Annotated in this window: 12 protein-coding genes and 1 tRNA gene; 9 read left to right on the top strand and 4 right to left on the bottom strand. The window is 60.1% G+C overall.

Going from position 1 to position 13,759, the window contains the following annotated elements:
* Positions 1–19: 19 nt before the first annotated feature.
* Genes ABD112_RS10450 through ABD112_RS10440 form a run of 3 tightly spaced genes read left to right on the top strand, consistent with a single transcriptional unit; the run spans position 20 to position 2,876 of the window.
* Positions 20–970 (top strand): carbohydrate ABC transporter permease, encoded by a 951-nt coding sequence (locus ABD112_RS10450; RefSeq protein WP_343925640.1) that lies wholly within the window; start codon positions 20–22, stop codon positions 968–970.
* The gene (locus tag ABD112_RS10445; RefSeq protein ID WP_343925638.1) at positions 970–1,869 is read left to right on the top strand and encodes a carbohydrate ABC transporter permease; all 900 of its coding nucleotides are present in this window, start codon (positions 970–972) and stop codon (positions 1,867–1,869) included. Before ABD112_RS10450 ends, ABD112_RS10445 begins: the two co-directional genes overlap by 1 nt.
* Positions 1,866–2,876 carry an N-acetylglucosamine kinase gene (locus ABD112_RS10440; protein WP_343925636.1) on the top strand — a complete coding sequence of 337 codons (1,011 nt, stop codon included), beginning with the start codon at positions 1,866–1,868 and terminating at the stop codon, positions 2,874–2,876. The genes ABD112_RS10445 and ABD112_RS10440 overlap by 4 nt, the downstream gene beginning before the upstream one ends.
* Here the strand turns inward: ABD112_RS10440 and ABD112_RS10435 are convergent.
* Complete coding sequence (locus ABD112_RS10435; RefSeq protein WP_343925634.1) at positions 2,873–4,126, bottom strand: isochorismate synthase; 1,254 nt, start codon at positions 4,124–4,126, stop codon at positions 2,873–2,875. The two genes, ABD112_RS10440 and ABD112_RS10435, sit on opposite strands and share 4 nt — an antisense overlap.
* A 143-nt stretch (positions 4,127–4,269) precedes the next feature.
* Between ABD112_RS10435 and ubiE the strand changes: the two genes are divergently transcribed.
* The 3 genes from ubiE to ABD112_RS10420 are packed head-to-tail and all read left to right on the top strand — an operon-like array spanning position 4,270 to position 7,547.
* Positions 4,270–5,037 carry a bifunctional demethylmenaquinone methyltransferase/2-methoxy-6-polyprenyl-1,4-benzoquinol methylase UbiE gene (ubiE, locus tag ABD112_RS10430; protein WP_343925843.1) on the top strand — a complete coding sequence of 256 codons (768 nt, stop codon included), beginning with the start codon at positions 4,270–4,272 and terminating at the stop codon, positions 5,035–5,037.
* Between the two features lie 26 nt (positions 5,038–5,063).
* Positions 5,064–6,140, top strand: a complete 1,077-nt coding sequence (locus ABD112_RS10425; protein WP_343925632.1) for a polyprenyl synthetase family protein — start codon at positions 5,064–5,066, stop codon at positions 6,138–6,140.
* A 48-nt stretch (positions 6,141–6,188) separates the two neighbouring features.
* Positions 6,189–7,547 carry an FAD-dependent oxidoreductase gene (locus ABD112_RS10420; protein WP_343925630.1) on the top strand — a complete coding sequence of 453 codons (1,359 nt, stop codon included), beginning with the start codon at positions 6,189–6,191 and terminating at the stop codon, positions 7,545–7,547.
* A gap of 65 nt (positions 7,548–7,612) precedes the next feature.
* On the opposite strand, the gene cls is transcribed toward ABD112_RS10420, so the two are convergent.
* The 3 genes from cls to ABD112_RS10405 are packed head-to-tail and all read right to left on the bottom strand — an operon-like array spanning position 7,613 to position 10,843.
* On the bottom strand, positions 7,613–9,088 hold the full coding sequence (gene cls / locus ABD112_RS10415; protein WP_343925628.1) for a cardiolipin synthase: 1,476 nt from the start codon (positions 9,086–9,088) through the stop codon (positions 7,613–7,615).
* A 31-nt stretch (positions 9,089–9,119) separates the two neighbouring features.
* A complete protein-coding gene (locus tag ABD112_RS10410; protein ID WP_343925626.1) occupies positions 9,120–10,340 on the bottom strand; it encodes a cation:proton antiporter in 1,221 nt (406 codons plus the stop codon).
* A gap of 14 nt (positions 10,341–10,354) precedes the next feature.
* Entirely contained in the window at positions 10,355–10,843 is a 489-nt protein-coding gene (locus tag ABD112_RS10405) for a YajQ family cyclic di-GMP-binding protein (protein ID WP_343925624.1), read from the bottom strand.
* A gap of 134 nt (positions 10,844–10,977) precedes the next feature.
* Here ABD112_RS10405 and ABD112_RS10400 point away from each other — a divergent pair.
* The 3 genes from ABD112_RS10400 (at position 10,978) to ABD112_RS10390 (ending at position 13,378) form a co-directional block, all read left to right on the top strand.
* Positions 10,978–11,062: transfer RNA gene (locus ABD112_RS10400), tRNA-Tyr, on the top strand.
* A 114-nt stretch (positions 11,063–11,176) separates the two neighbouring features.
* Complete coding sequence (locus ABD112_RS10395) at positions 11,177–11,977, top strand: inositol monophosphatase family protein (RefSeq protein WP_343925622.1); 801 nt, start codon at positions 11,177–11,179, stop codon at positions 11,975–11,977.
* A gap of 627 nt (positions 11,978–12,604) precedes the next feature.
* Positions 12,605–13,378 carry an ice-binding family protein gene (locus ABD112_RS10390; protein WP_343925620.1) on the top strand — a complete coding sequence of 258 codons (774 nt, stop codon included), beginning with the start codon at positions 12,605–12,607 and terminating at the stop codon, positions 13,376–13,378.
* Positions 13,379–13,759 lie beyond the last annotated feature (381 nt).

Here is a 13,759-nt window from a genome sequence, read left to right as displayed (position 1 = left end):
AACAGGAACGACGGAGACCATGACCACGACCACGTTACGACCACGCCGAGGCCCCACTCGCACCGGCATTCAGTTGTCACGGCGAACGGGCATGGTCTTCGTCCTTCCTGCGCTACTGCTGTTTGTAGTATTCATTGCCTACCCACTCTTTACCGCGTTGAGCTACTCATTCTTCGGGTGGACCGGTATCAACCGCGGTGAGTTTGTATGGTTTGACAACTACGTCACACTCTTCACAAAACTGCCGTATCGCGACGATATTCCGAATGCCTTCTTCCACAACATCCTCTTGTTCGCTGGGGCTATGGTCTTCCAGAACACGATTGGGTTGACACTCGCTTCCTTGTTGCACCGTCGCAAGCGCTTCAAACGGTTCTTTCAGACCATGATCACGATGCCTTACCTTGTTTCGCCTTTGGTGATTGGGTACCTATGGTCGCTCATGCTTTCACCTCTGTTTGGTCCGGTGAACGCCACGCTGCGCGCGGTGGGCCTGGGCGATGCCGCCCAGCCGTGGTTAGGCAATCCCAGCACAGCAATATGGGTTGTCGTCTTCGTCACCGCATGGCAGTGGGTTGGGTTTCCGGTGCTCCTTTATGGGGCAGCCCTCGGCGGCATTCCTGAAGAGATTAACGAAGCTGCATCGCTCGATGGCGCTACCGCATGGCAGCGGTTTTACACGATCACGTTTCCCATGCTCGTGCCCGCAATTGGCACAGTGAGCGTGTTGACATTCATTGGAGCGATGGAAGCCTTTCCTATTCCTTACGCTCTGGGTGGTTCGATGGGTAACCCGGCCGGAGCCACAGATGTGCTGAGCTTGCTGTTCTACCGGACCGCCTTCGAATCGGGATCATCGAACGCGATTGGCACAAGCTCGGCAATCGCAACCCTCCTGTTCCTCTTCATTTTCGGAGTGGCGATGTTCATTACCTGGTTCATGCGGCGCGCAGAACGGAAGATCTTCTAATGTCCCTCCTCACTCGAGTGCTCGTGAATCGCACTGAAACTATTGCACCGCCACCGCCGAGTGCCCCTAGACCGCCCCGGCGCCCAACGCTCGGGGGGCTCGCGTCGAGCTCGTTCCTCTGGCTTTACGCCGCGATCTCCATCACACCTTTGTTGCTCATGGTGTCGAACTCTTTGCGCACAACTCAAGACATGGCAACCCAACCTCTCGGGCTGCCGCTCCCTCCGGACTTTTCGAGCTACCAGAAAGCGTGGATTACGGCCTCGTTTGAGACCTACTTTGTCAACTCGGTGTTCGTGACCGTCGGCTCAGTGTTGCTCTCAACCGCCGTGTCGTTGTTGGCCGCTTATGCGTTCGCTCGCACCAAATCTAAGTTCTTTATGGGACTCGAGGGACTGTTCCTGTCTGGCCTGATGCTTCCCGTCTATTTGGCTATTTTGCCGTTGTTTTTCATGCTCGATTCGCTCGGTCTCACCTCGAATCTGTGGAGTTTGATCTTCATCTATGGCGCACTGGGTATTCCGTTCTCAACTTTCGTGCTCGCCAGTTTTTTCCGTCAGCTTCCGATCGAATTGGATGAGGCAGCTCGTCTTGATGGGGCCGGCCCGTTTGCCACATTTTGGCGCGTGCATCTGCCTCTCGTGCGTCCGGCGATTGCAACGGTGATCGTATTCCGGTTCGTTCCGGTCTGGAATGACTTCTTCTACCCTCTGATCCTCATCCGCGACCAAGATAAATACACTCTTCCCGTGGGTATCACCCGCTTCTTCGGCGAATATCAGACCGATTGGGCGACGTTGTTCGCTGGGCTGACCCTCGCCACGATTCCGCTGGTCGTCGTTTTCCTGATTGCGACTAAGCAGATCGTTTCTGGACTGACAGCGGGCATGAGTAAGTGACGACAGTTCTGGGCATCGATGTCGGGGGTTCCGGCAGTCGTGTTCTGCTGCGCACTGCGGCGGGGGAACGCCGAATTCTCACGGGGGAGCGCATCAGTGTGACTTCAGCGGGGAGTTCGCTAACTGAGCTGGTGGCGACCTTGCTGGGTAGCGCTGCTGCGGTGTGGCCCGATGATTTTGTCTGCGTGCGCGGCATTGGGGTTGGGGCTACCGGTCTCGGAACTCTGGTCGCACGCCCGCAGGATGTGGTGAGCAGCATTCGTGAGGTTGTCACTCACCTGCAGCAGGGCTCGAAAAGTTCCAATCCAGAACCTCCAGAACCTCCAGCGGTTGCTATCGCGATCGATGCGGTGACCGCGCATTTGGGGGCGTTGGGTGGAGAGGCTGGAGCAATCTGTGCATTGGGTACAGGCGCGATCGCATTCGGTTCGAATAGTGATGATGTCTGGCGGCGAGTCGACGGCTGGGGGCACCTCTTGGGGGATCGTGGTAGCGGAGCGTGGATTGGTATGCGCGCTCTCTCGGTCGCGATCCTCGCCCACGACGGTGTTGATGATGATGGCACGGCGATTCTGGCCGCAGCGTCCCAGCGCTACGGAGACCCGTCAATGTGGCCAGCACAGCTTTACACGCGCAACGACCGGGCGGGCGTACTCGCAGAGTTTGTGCCTGACCTGCTTGCTCTCGCCGAACGAGGAGATCGTGCTGCCAGGGAAATTATCGTTGCCGCTGGGGTGTCTGCAGCGCGCAGCACAATCGCGGCGCTTGGGACTGATCTTCCGCATGTGGTCGCCGGCACCGGCGCATTGCTTCGTGCGCGCACACTGCTGCGCGAAAGCTTCGAGCAGACGTTAACGGGCAGTCTTCCTGACGCTTCACTCCGTGACCCAGTCGGAGACCCGATTGATGGTGCTGTCATGCTCGCGCAGGGAGCTGCTAGCGGAGAGCAGGCCGCCCGCGATGGGTATGTGTGGACTTCGGCTGACGAGCGCGATTCCGCAAGCTAGCCGAACGCTTCGATGATGGGCCGAAACTTCAGTTCGGTCTCGGCGAGCTCGCGCTGCGCATCCGACCCCGCGACAATGCCTGCACCGGCATATGCGGTGATGCGCGTGCCGTCGACTTGGGCACAGCGCAGAGCCACAGCCCATTCGCCGTTGCCATTTGCATCGACCCAGCCAACCGGCCCGGCGTAGCGACCGCGATCGAAACCTTCGAACTCGTCGATGATCCGAATCGCTGCTGGAGTGGGTGTGCCCGCGACTGCCGCTGTCGGGTGCAGGATTTCGATGAGGTCAAGTGCGCTTGAGCGCTCCGTCAATTGCCCCTCGATGTCGGTCGCGAGATGCCACAGGTTCGGCAGCTGCAGCGCAAACGGGGCAGATGCCGCAACCAGCTCATTGCTCAACGGCTGCAGGGCATCCATGACGCTGGCAAGCGCAAGCGCATGTTCTTGCTGATCTTTGGGTGAGCTCGCCAAGGTTGCAGCGGCTCGCCCGTCGGAGATTCGGTCGTCACCGCGCGCTGCACTGCCCGCGAGTACGCGGGCGCTGACGCTGCCGTTGTCCACCCGCACGAGAGTTTCGGGGCTGGAGCCGATGAGGCCGTCGACGGCGAAGGTGAAGGTGTCGGGGTAACGGCCGGCGAGGGCTTCGATGGGCACGCGCAGGTCAGTCCCTGCGGGAAGGGTGGCGACTTGATCCCTGGCGATCACAATCTTTGCTGCGTGTGATTGGGAGATCTCGCGCAGTGCAGCTTTGACGGTGCTGGTGAAACTTTTGGGGCTTGTCTCTCCTGGTGCGAACGAAATGTGCACGGGTGCACCATGGGCTGGGCGCGGGATAGTGGCGAGATCATCCGTGGTGGTGGGGAGTCTGCCGACTTCGCCGACGGTGATTGAGGTGACCCAGTGAATGCCGTCGCGGCTGCCAAGGATGAGGCGCGGAACGATGAGCACGCTCACAGCCGCAGACGAGTCGGCGAACGCGAAGCTGCCGAGTGCGACGAGGCCGGTGCCGGCACGTTTCACGCTGTCGTGCACGATCGCGGTTCGTGAGAGTTCACTCCAGACCGCTGCGGCGTTGGTGAATCGGTCGGCGCCTCGGAATTCGAGTCGAAGCAGTTCGCCGACTCCCACGATGCCCTCACCGTCGCGAACGAACGCGAGGGGATAGTCGGGGGCGATCCAGTCGAGGATGCTGCCAATCGACGCGCTTGGGCGCGTAACAGCGGTGAGCGGTTCGCGCGGACTAGTCATCGCGAACGTCGATTTTGGTGCCGGGAACGGGCGGCTTTGTAGCCCAATAGTGCCTCACAGGTATCAGAGTACCTGTCAGTTGCGGCGAGGAAAGTGAGCATCGGCTCTGAGCGCCCTAGACTGATGGGGTGGGTAAGGCTGACATGAACAAGCGACCGGACGACGTGGCCGGGATGTTCGATGGTGTCGCAAAACACTACGACCGCACAAATACTGTTTTGTCGGCGGGAAACGCAGTACTTTGGCGGGCTGCAACGGTGCGTGCTGTTGCCCCAGAGGCTGGCGAGCGCATCCTCGATATTGCTTCGGGCACCGGCACAAGTTCGGCGGCTCTTCACCGCAATGGCGCCAGAGTTGTTGGGCTCGACTTTTCCACAGGCATGGTTGAGCAGGCCCGCAAGCGTCACAAGAAGATCGAGTTCGTGCAGGGCGATGCTGAGAAGCTCCCGTTTGGAGACAACGAGTTCGATGCGGTAACCATCAGCTTTGGGTTGCGCAACGTCAATGACCCTCGTGTGGCACTCTCGGAGATGTTCCGCGTTGTGAAGCCGGGCGGTCGTCTTGTGATCACCGAATTCTCCAAGCCACCCATTGCCATTGTGCGCGCCGGCTACTTCACCTACTTGAACCGCGTGATGCCGATCATTGCTGATCGCACGAGCTCTAACCCCGAGGCATACACCTATCTTGCTGAGTCGATTCGTGAGTGGCCAGATCAGGGCGAATTAAGTCAGTGGATTCGGGCTGCCGGGTTCACCAGGGTTGCTCACCGAAACCTCACTGCGGGCATTGTTGCTATGCACCGCGGCCACAAGCCAGTCGATGAGACGGTGCTGGCGTCGGTTGCCAAGCGCAAAGACCTCGCCACCCGGCCCATCAAGACCATCAAAAACGCCAAACCGAAGCCCTAGCGCTTCGCAAAAGAAATCGGTTGATAGTGAACCCGAGCGTTCCGTCTGCTCGCCGCAGCAACACCCTGAGTTCCTCGTTGGGGCTGGGCGAAAAACTCTTCGCCTCAAGCGACGAGCGTCGATTCGCTGCTGCCATCGAGGAGGGTCTTGAGCAGGTAGAGGCGGGCCTCCTTGCACACATGACTTTTGCCGACGAGATTGCGGATGCCACGAGCCGCTACCTGCTAGAAGCTGGCGGCAAGCGCGTGCGCCCCGTGCTCACTCTGCTCACGGCTCAGTTGGGCAGTGGCAACAACGCTGATGTTGTCACGGCGGCTCAGGCAGTAGAGATCACTCACCTGGCTTCGCTCTACCACGATGACGTTATGGATGAGGCGCAGTTGCGCCGCGGTGTTCCGAGCGCTCAGTCGGTGTGGGGCAACTCTGTGGCAATCCTTACGGGCGATCTGCTGTTCGCTCGGGCAAGCAAGCTCGTTGCGGGCCTCGGCGAAGATGCGCTTCTTTTGCAAGCGAACACGTTCGAGCGACTGTGCCTGGGCCAATTGCACGAAACTCTGGGCCCGAAGCCCGGCGAGAACGCTGTTGAGCACTACCTTCAGGTTCTTGCCGACAAGACCGGCTCACTCATTGCTACGGCGGCTGAGGTCGGCGTCATGTTCTCTGATGCCCCCGACGAGTACACGGTGCCCGTTCGCGACTTTGGCGAGAAGATCGGTGTTGCCTTCCAGCTGATCGACGATGTCATCGACCTCTCTGACGAGACCGACAAGACAGGCAAGAAGGCCGGCACTGACCTGCGCAGCGGCGTTGCTACGCTCCCGCTGTTATACCTCCGTGAACTCGCAGTGACCGACACCGATGCTGTAGACCTGCTCACTCGCATCGAGCGCGACGTCAACGCCAACTTCTATGGTGAGGGCGACGAGGCTGCACTTGATGCCGCGGTGACCGAACTACGTGAGCACGCGGTCACGAAGAAGACTTTGGAAGAGGCTCGTCGTTGGGGTCGCGAAGCCGTAGAAGCTCTTGCGCCTCTGCCGGAGGGCCCCGTAAAGAAGGCCCTCACGCGTTTCGCCGATAGCATCGTCGAGCGCTCCAATTAGTACGCCACCCGCGCCCGCGCGCATAGAGAAGAACGGAAACGACAGCCGATGAGCAAGCTCAGACTCGCCATTGTTGGTGCAGGACCCGCCGGAATCTATGCTGCCGACATCCTGCTGAAAGCAGAACGACAGTTTGAGGTCTCGATCGACCTATTCGAGCAGCTGCCGGCGCCGTATGGTCTCGTGCGCTACGGCGTTGCCCCCGATCATCCGCGCATTAAGGGCATCGTCAATGCGCTGCGCGACGTGCTCGACACCGGCAACATCCGTCTTTTCGGCAACGTCACTTATGGGCGCGACATCACGCTCGACGACCTCAAGAAGCACTACAACGCCGTGATTTTTTCGACGGGTGCGGTTCAAGATGCTCCGCTGCCGATCCCCGGAATCGATCTGCCTGGCAGCCACGGTGCTGCCGACTTCGTCAGCTGGTACGACGGGCACCCCGATGTTCCCCGCGAGTGGACACTTGACTCGAAAGAGGTTGCGGTCATCGGCAACGGAAACGTTGCGCTCGACGTCGCCAGAATGCTCGCTAAGCACGCAGATGACCTTCTGCCGACGGAGATCCCTGCCAACGTCTACGACGGCCTCACATCGAGCCCCGTCACCGACGTGCACGTGTTTGGTCGTCGTGGCCCGATGCAGGTGAAGTTCACCCCGCTAGAGCTGCGCGAACTCGGCGAGCTCGACGACGTCGACCTGATCGTTTACGAAGAAGACTTCGACTACGACGAAGCCTCGAAAGCAGCGATCGAGTCGAACAAGCAGATTATGGTGCTCGACCGCATTTTCACCAAGTGGCGCGGCCTGGAGAAGGGCACGGCGTCACGACGCCTGCACCTGCACTTCTACGCTGGCCCCGTCGAGGTCCTCGGCACTGACAGTGTTGAAGGCTTCCGTTACGAACGCACCAAGCCAGACGGACAGGGCGGGGTTGTCGGCACGGGCGAGTTCCGCGAGGTTGCGGTGCAGAGCCTTTATCGCGCTGTTGGCTACTTCGGGTCGCCGCTCGACGGTATCCCCTTCGATGACCACCGCGGTGTGATTCCTAACCGCGAAGGTCAGGTCATCGACGACAACGACGAGCCCGTTCACGGCGTCTACGCTACCGGTTGGATCAAGCGCGGACCTGTCGGCCTCATCGGCCACACCAAGTCAGACGCGATGGAAACCATCAAGCACGTCATGAATGACCAGGCCAACTGGTGGAGCCCCGAACATCCAGAAGAGCAGGCCGTTGTCGACCTTCTTAAGAGCCGTGACGTTGAGTACACCAACCTGCAAGGCTGGCAGCGGTTGGATGCCCGCGAAATCGCCCTGGGGGAGCCCGAGGGCCGTGCGCGCATCAAGCTGGTCGATCGCGACGAGATGATTGTCGCATCGATAGCTTCCGGCAGCAGCTAGCGCTGCGCCAACTAGCTCAACTGCGCCGGGCGTGACTCGCCGCTGGCCTATTCAGCCGACCTGGTCTACTGAACAGCTGCGGTAAGTCGTGCGATGTTGTCGAGCACTTTGGTGCGTCGCGGGCGTTCCATCCACTCCTCGAGAGTGAGCTCGCGGCTGACGCTGCGGTACTGACCTTCGAGTTCGCGCATGTCTGCGATGAATTCGGCTCCGCGCACCATGACCGAGATCTCGAGGTTGAGGCTAAACGAGCGCATGTCCATGTTGCTTGATCCGATGACTGCGACTTGATCGTCGATAGTGAAGTGCTTGGCATGCAGCACTGTCGGAGACGGGTAGAGCCAGATCTTTACTCCAGCACGCAGGAGTGTCTCGTAGTAGCTGCGCTGCGCGTGGTAAACCAGAGCCTGATCGCCAACTTCAGAAACGAACAACTGCACGTCGAGACCACTCTGGGCTGCTGTGGTGATGGCGTAGAGCATCGAGTCGTCAGGCACAAAATAGGGACTCGTGATGATCACGCGCTCCTGAGCGGCATAGAGCAGCGAGTTAAACAGGCGCAAGTTGTTCTCGCCCTCAAAGCCGGGGCCGCTCGGCACAACTTGAGCATCGAGGTTAGTTTCGGTTGCCGACGGAGGCGCTAGCGAGCCCTCGCGCACCAATAGTTCGTCGGTTTCGCTGTACCAGTCGGTGATGAAGAGCGCGTGAATTCCGGCAACGATGGGGCCCTCAAAGCGCACCATGAGGTCTTTCCACTCGAGGCCGCGCTTCTTGTTGACACGCTTGTTATACGCGGAATCCACCATGTTCTGCGAACCCGTAAATGCGAGCTTGTTGTCGACGACGAGCAGCTTGCGGTGGTTGCGCAGATCCGGTCGCTGAAACTTCCACTTCAGTGGCTGCAAGGGAAGCATTACCTGCCATTGCACGCCCATGTGCTTCAGGCGACGAATGGTCGTAAAGTAGCCGGGAGCACGCAGAGACGCGAGATGGTCGAGCAGCACGCGAACTCGAACACCGCGATTGTGTGCCGCCTCTAACGCATCGAAGAATGGCGCGGTGGTGGAGTCGAGACTGAGAATATAGAACTCAACGTGCACATAATTTGTGGCCTCGTTGACGGCTTTGGTCATCGCGTCCAGTGACTCTTGGTACTCGGAATAAAGTTTGGCCGAGTTTCCACCAACCAGCGGCATGGCGCCGAGGGTGCGATTGAGTTCAACCACAGGCTCAAGCCACGATGGCCATGGCTGATCTCTCCTGACCTGATCCATGCCCTCGGTGGAGTCGAGGATGAAGTCGTTGATCTCGTTCTGCTTGTCGCGGCGAGCCTTCGGCAACTTGCGGCTGCCGAGCATCAGGAACAGCAGGATGCCGACATACGGGAGGAAGAATATCGCCAGCAACCACGCCATCGCAGTTTGCGGCCGGCGATTGCGGGGCACGTAGATGAGTGAAAGCACTCGAATCGTGAAGTCGAGCAAGAGAAGAGCAGCGGCGACAATGGTTGTGAAATTGATGGTGATGCCGCCGACGTCCATGGCTCGAAGTCTAGCCAGCTTTAGGGCCCGCTCAGGAGCTAGACGGTGGGGACCCGTTGTTGATCGGCGGCCCCTGCCACGCCGGCGTCTCATCTGGCCTACTGAATGACCGGGCGACCACCACATCCGTCGATGAATGGGCGATGATCGACAGCGCAATGGTGAGGGCGACGAGGTGGAAGATCAGATCTCCCTCAGGGATGCCCGCGGTGACGACGACGAGCACGTAGACCACCGAAGCGAACCCCTTGGGGCCGAACCACATCGCGGCCAGTTGCTCGCGCATAGAGAGCCCGGAGCCGAGGAACGAGATGTAGAGCGCTGCGGGCCGGGCAGCGAGAAGCGCGAGGATCGCGAAAACCCATCCGGTCCACTCGATCTCGCCAAGAAACTTAAAGGACAACAGTGCGCCGAAGATCATGAGGGCAAGCAGCTTGAGCAGTTCGGAAATGATCTCGCCGAACTCCTCGAAAGCTTCGCGCTCTTTCTGTCCGACGGTCGCTACCGTCACACCGGCGGCGAACGCTGCCAAGAACAGGTTGGCGTGCACGGTGATCGAGAGAGCAAAGACGAGCAACCCGATCGCGATAGGCACGATCGGCTCGAACACACCGGCGGCGGCGAACAGTTTGGTGTGCAATGCCTTGATTACAAGCCACGGCACCGCAATGCCAATCGCGGTGCCGGCGAGCAACTCAAGCCCCAGCTCGCCCAAGTGCAAATCTTCCGCACCAGAACTGACCGCCAAGAACACCACAACGAATGGCAGGGCGAGACCATCATTCACGCCAGACTCAACGTTGAGCAGTTGGCGCAGACGCTGAGGTACCCGTTTGTCGCCGACAAGCGCCGCCGCAAATACCGGGTCAGTGGGCGCCAGAATTGCGCCAATCAGCAACGCGGAAGGCCAGTCGAGACCCACGAGGTAGTGCGCCAGCACTGCCGTGATACCGAGAGTGAGCGGCAAACCCCAACCCAGGGCGCGACCGGGAAGCCGCCACGCCTTGCGCAGGTCCGGCCAGCCCATCTTCATACCATCCGTGAACAGCACTACGAACAGAGCTATTTCCGCGATCGTCGAGACCTCTTCTGAGGTGGAATCGAAGTTCAGGATGCCCGTAGTCTCTGAGCCAATCACGAACCCCACAACCAAGAACAACACGGCTGCTGACAGCACCGTGCGCCCTGCGAGCGCAGAAAAGAGCACCGCAACCAGGAGGGTTGCCGCAAAAATCAGCAGGAAGATATCCACGCTGGGGGAGGCTGTTAGCGGAAGTTCACAAACTGGAGGGCGACTTCGAGGTCCTTGCCCTTCAGTAGCGCCATCGTCGCCTGAAGGTCATCACGACTCTTGGACTGCACACGCAGCTCCTCGCCCTGAATCTGCGACTTCACGGTCTTAGGGGACTCGTCGCGGATGATCTTCGAAATCTTCTTTGCATCTTCAGACGAGATGCCGTTCTTGAGGCTGATCTCGATGCGGTACTCCTTGCCGCTGGGGAAAGGGTCACCTGCGTCAAGGCTGCGCAAAGAAATTCCGCGCTTGATGAACTTGGCTTCGAGCACCTCAAGAACGGCCTTTACGCGATCTTCGGAGCTTGCTTTCAGGAGGAGGCTTTCGCCAGTCCACTCCACCGAGGCGCCAACGCCCTTGAAGTCGTAGCGCTGAGCGAGCTCCTTCTGTGCCTGGTTGACGGCGTTTTCCGCCTCCATTTGGTCAACTTTGCTCACAATGTCAAACGAGGAATCAGCCATGCGCCCATGTTACCCGCGCAGCGTGCAGAACTCCCATTGCCAGCTTTTGGCGATGTGGTCACACGGTGCTCGGATTCCTTGTATTCTGGTTCAGCGCGTTCGGTCAGATGAATACATGTGGCCGGAGGCGTCTCGGCGAGTTACCCAAGTGGCCAAAGGGATCTGACTGTAAATCAGACTGCATCGCATTCGGGGGTTCGAATCCCTCACTCGCCACCACTTACATCATCGTCACTAGCAGCGGAACAGTGCTGCGCCATCCGCGTAGCCCACTCGGGCGTTGGGTGCCTAGTTGCGGCACGCACGCACGCTGGCTCGCCCTAGGCTTAAGGCATGCCTCACACCGAACTTCTTGATCTTGCCACCAGCGTTGCAACTCAAGCCGCTGACATGGTCGCCCGCCGTCGCCGCGAAGGTGTTGCCGTCGCTGATCGCAAAACTTCATCGGTGGATGTCGTAACCCACGCCGATCGCGAAAGCGAACAGCTCATCCGAATCTTGCTGGCCGAAGCGCGCCCCGACGATGGTTTCTTCGGAGAAGAGGGTGGCGCATCCGTCGGCACGAGCGGGCTGACCTGGGTGGTTGACCCGATCGATGGCACCGTGAACTATCTCTACGGCATCCCGCACTATGCCGTCAGTGTTGCGGTGGTTGAGGGAGAACCCGACCCCGCAACGTGGCGCGCTCTTGCCGGTGCGGTAGTGAATCCGGGCGCTCGTGAGACCTACACGGCGAGTGTCGGGGGAGGATCGTTTCTCGACGGTGAGCGGTTGCAGGTCGCGGAAGCAGTGGACCTCTCTGAGGCCCTCGTCGCCACAGGATTCTCTTATCTAGAAGAAATGCGCGTTGAGCAAGGCCAGGTGATTGCAGGGCTGCTTTCCCAAGTGCGCGACATTCGCCGCATGGGCACGGCGTCACTAGACCTCTGCATGGTGGCATCCGGGCGCGTAAACGCGTACTTCGAGCGCAGCCTGAATCCGTGGGACCACGCAGCCGGCGCACTCATTGCCCGAGAGGCTGGGGCGACGGTAAAAGGCCGTGGGAATAACGCGGCAGGCAAGGAATTTATCTTGGCCGCAGAGCCGTCTGTCGCAGTGCTTTTGGGCGCAGCATTGGCACGACTAGACGCCTAGGTAGACCACTTGAAAGTGGGGTAGTGCCTCATGTCAAGAGGCGAGGTTGAATCGCGTTGATCTTTCGGGCCAGCTCGGCAGCTTTCGTGTCGGTGAGGATCCCTGAGCAGGGACTCGCTGGTAAGGGGTGCGTGGTTTGTCGGAGACGCGCGTCTTCTCATGCTCATCTCCGGCCTTACTCACCTGAATCGAGTTGTGGAGCAACGGCCCGGGCCTGGTCCCCGACAGGCCGACAAGTTGGGCACCATTCCTGGTCGGTTTCAGCATCCAGTCGTTGCGACCAACGGGCCCAACCTCGCACACTTTGCCTTCTTCGTAATCTCCCGACTCGCACCCCATTTTGCGAGCACTTTACGGGAGTCTTGTCGTTCCATTGACACAGGGTAGTGTCCCTCCTATATTGGGGTAGACAGATTAGATTAAGTGGAACCGGTCCCGTGGGGCGCGCAAATTCGTGCGTGGTGGACGTCTGTTTTCGGGGGACCGGGGGGCCTCTCTCTTTTGGGTGAACTCTGCCGGGACGGACCCGGCCAACACCCCGAAACCCGATGTGTAGCATCGGCGACCGCACCCACTGCGGACCCGCCTGGACCCGCACCTTGTGGGTCCGTAGGGAGGGAACACACCATGACCAAATTCCACCAGCTATCCGCCTCGCGCAAACGCCTCCTGGCCGCCGCCGTCGCCGTCGCCGTCGTGGGAATCGGCACCGCCGGCTTCGGCGCATCCGCCGTCGCAGGCCCGCTCCCCCAAGCGCCCGTTGCGCTCGGAGTTGCCGGTACGTTCGCAATCCTGTCGCAGACTGGCGTGACGGATGTCCCCTCATCTGTCGTCACCGGCAACGTCGGGGCGAGCCCGATCACGGGTGCAGCCATCCTGCTTACCTGCCCGGAGGTGACCGGCACGATCTTCTCGGTAGACGCCGGTGGCCCGGCCTGCAAGGTGACGGATGCCACCATGCTCACCACGGCCATCGGCGACATGGGCATCGCATACACCGACGCCGCCGGGCGCTCGAACCCCGACTTCGTCAACCTCGGCGCCGGCGAGATCGGTGGGCGCACCCTCCAGCCCGGCCTCTACAAGTGGAGCACCGACGTTTCTATCTCCAACGACGTCAAACTCGCTGGTGGACCTGACGACGTCTTCATTTTCCAGATCGCGGGAAATATCTCCGAGGCGCCGGCCAAGAACGTGATCCTCACGGGCGGCGTTCAGGCCAAGAATGTGTTCTGGCAGACCGCCGGTTCCGTGACCCTCGGCACCACAGCCCACTTCGAGGGCACCATCCTGAGTAAGACCCTTATCGCCATGAACACAGGCGCATCGATCAACGGCCGACTGCTAGCCCAGACCGCGGTCACGCTGCAGAGCAGCATCATCACGGAGCCCGCGAAGTAGGTATTCCGCAGGGCAGTATCGGGGCCGGGGAGGCGACTTTCGTCGTTCTCTCCGGCCCTTTCGGTCGCCTCCGGCCACCACTTGGTCTCGGGTCTCAGCCTCGACAGCCACGTGACCGCCGACAGCAAAGACGACCTGCCGCCAACGACGTCAGATCACTCCGGCACGCTGCCAAAGTGCACACCAACCCTCATTTTCGCGTCCGGCAACGCAGAGGGCTACGCGGAGGTTTCTTGTGAGGCAACGCGGGGGTTTCTTGTGAGGCAACGCGGGGGGCCCGAGGAATCATGTCAAGATGCGCGCGAGGATTGATTCGTGGAATCATTTGAGAGTGCGCGCGAGGATGGTCTGGCTGCTGGTCCTTTCTTGCTGGTCGTCAGC

Origin of the sequence: Rhodoglobus aureus (assembly GCF_039527955.1) — a bacterium.
Lineage (GTDB): Bacteria > Actinomycetota > Actinomycetes > Actinomycetales > Microbacteriaceae > Rhodoglobus > Rhodoglobus aureus.
The sequence above is the reverse complement of the archived record's forward strand: the minus strand, read 5'-3'. Positions and strand labels throughout refer to the sequence as shown.

Bases quoted from the DNA above. Each gene is read 5' to 3' on its own strand.
- ABD112_RS10450 (WP_343925640.1), top strand. From the start codon at position 20: ATGACCACGACCACGTTACGACCACGCCGAGGCCCCACTCGCACCGGC.
- ABD112_RS10445 (WP_343925638.1), top strand. From the start codon at position 970: ATGTCCCTCCTCACTCGAGTGCTCGTGAATCGCACTGAAACTATTGCA.
- ABD112_RS10435 (WP_343925634.1), bottom strand. From the start codon at position 4,126: ATGACTAGTCCGCGCGAACCGCTCACCGCTGTTACGCGCCCAAGCGCG.
- ubiE (WP_343925843.1), top strand. From the start codon at position 4,270: ATGAACAAGCGACCGGACGACGTGGCCGGGATGTTCGATGGTGTCGCA.
- ABD112_RS10420 (WP_343925630.1), top strand. From the start codon at position 6,189: ATGAGCAAGCTCAGACTCGCCATTGTTGGTGCAGGACCCGCCGGAATC.
- cls (WP_343925628.1), bottom strand. From the start codon at position 9,088: ATGGACGTCGGCGGCATCACCATCAATTTCACAACCATTGTCGCCGCT.
- ABD112_RS10405 (WP_343925624.1), bottom strand. From the start codon at position 10,843: ATGGCTGATTCCTCGTTTGACATTGTGAGCAAAGTTGACCAAATGGAG.
- ABD112_RS10395 (WP_343925622.1), top strand. From the start codon at position 11,177: ATGCCTCACACCGAACTTCTTGATCTTGCCACCAGCGTTGCAACTCAA.
- ABD112_RS10390 (WP_343925620.1), top strand. From the start codon at position 12,605: ATGACCAAATTCCACCAGCTATCCGCCTCGCGCAAACGCCTCCTGGCC.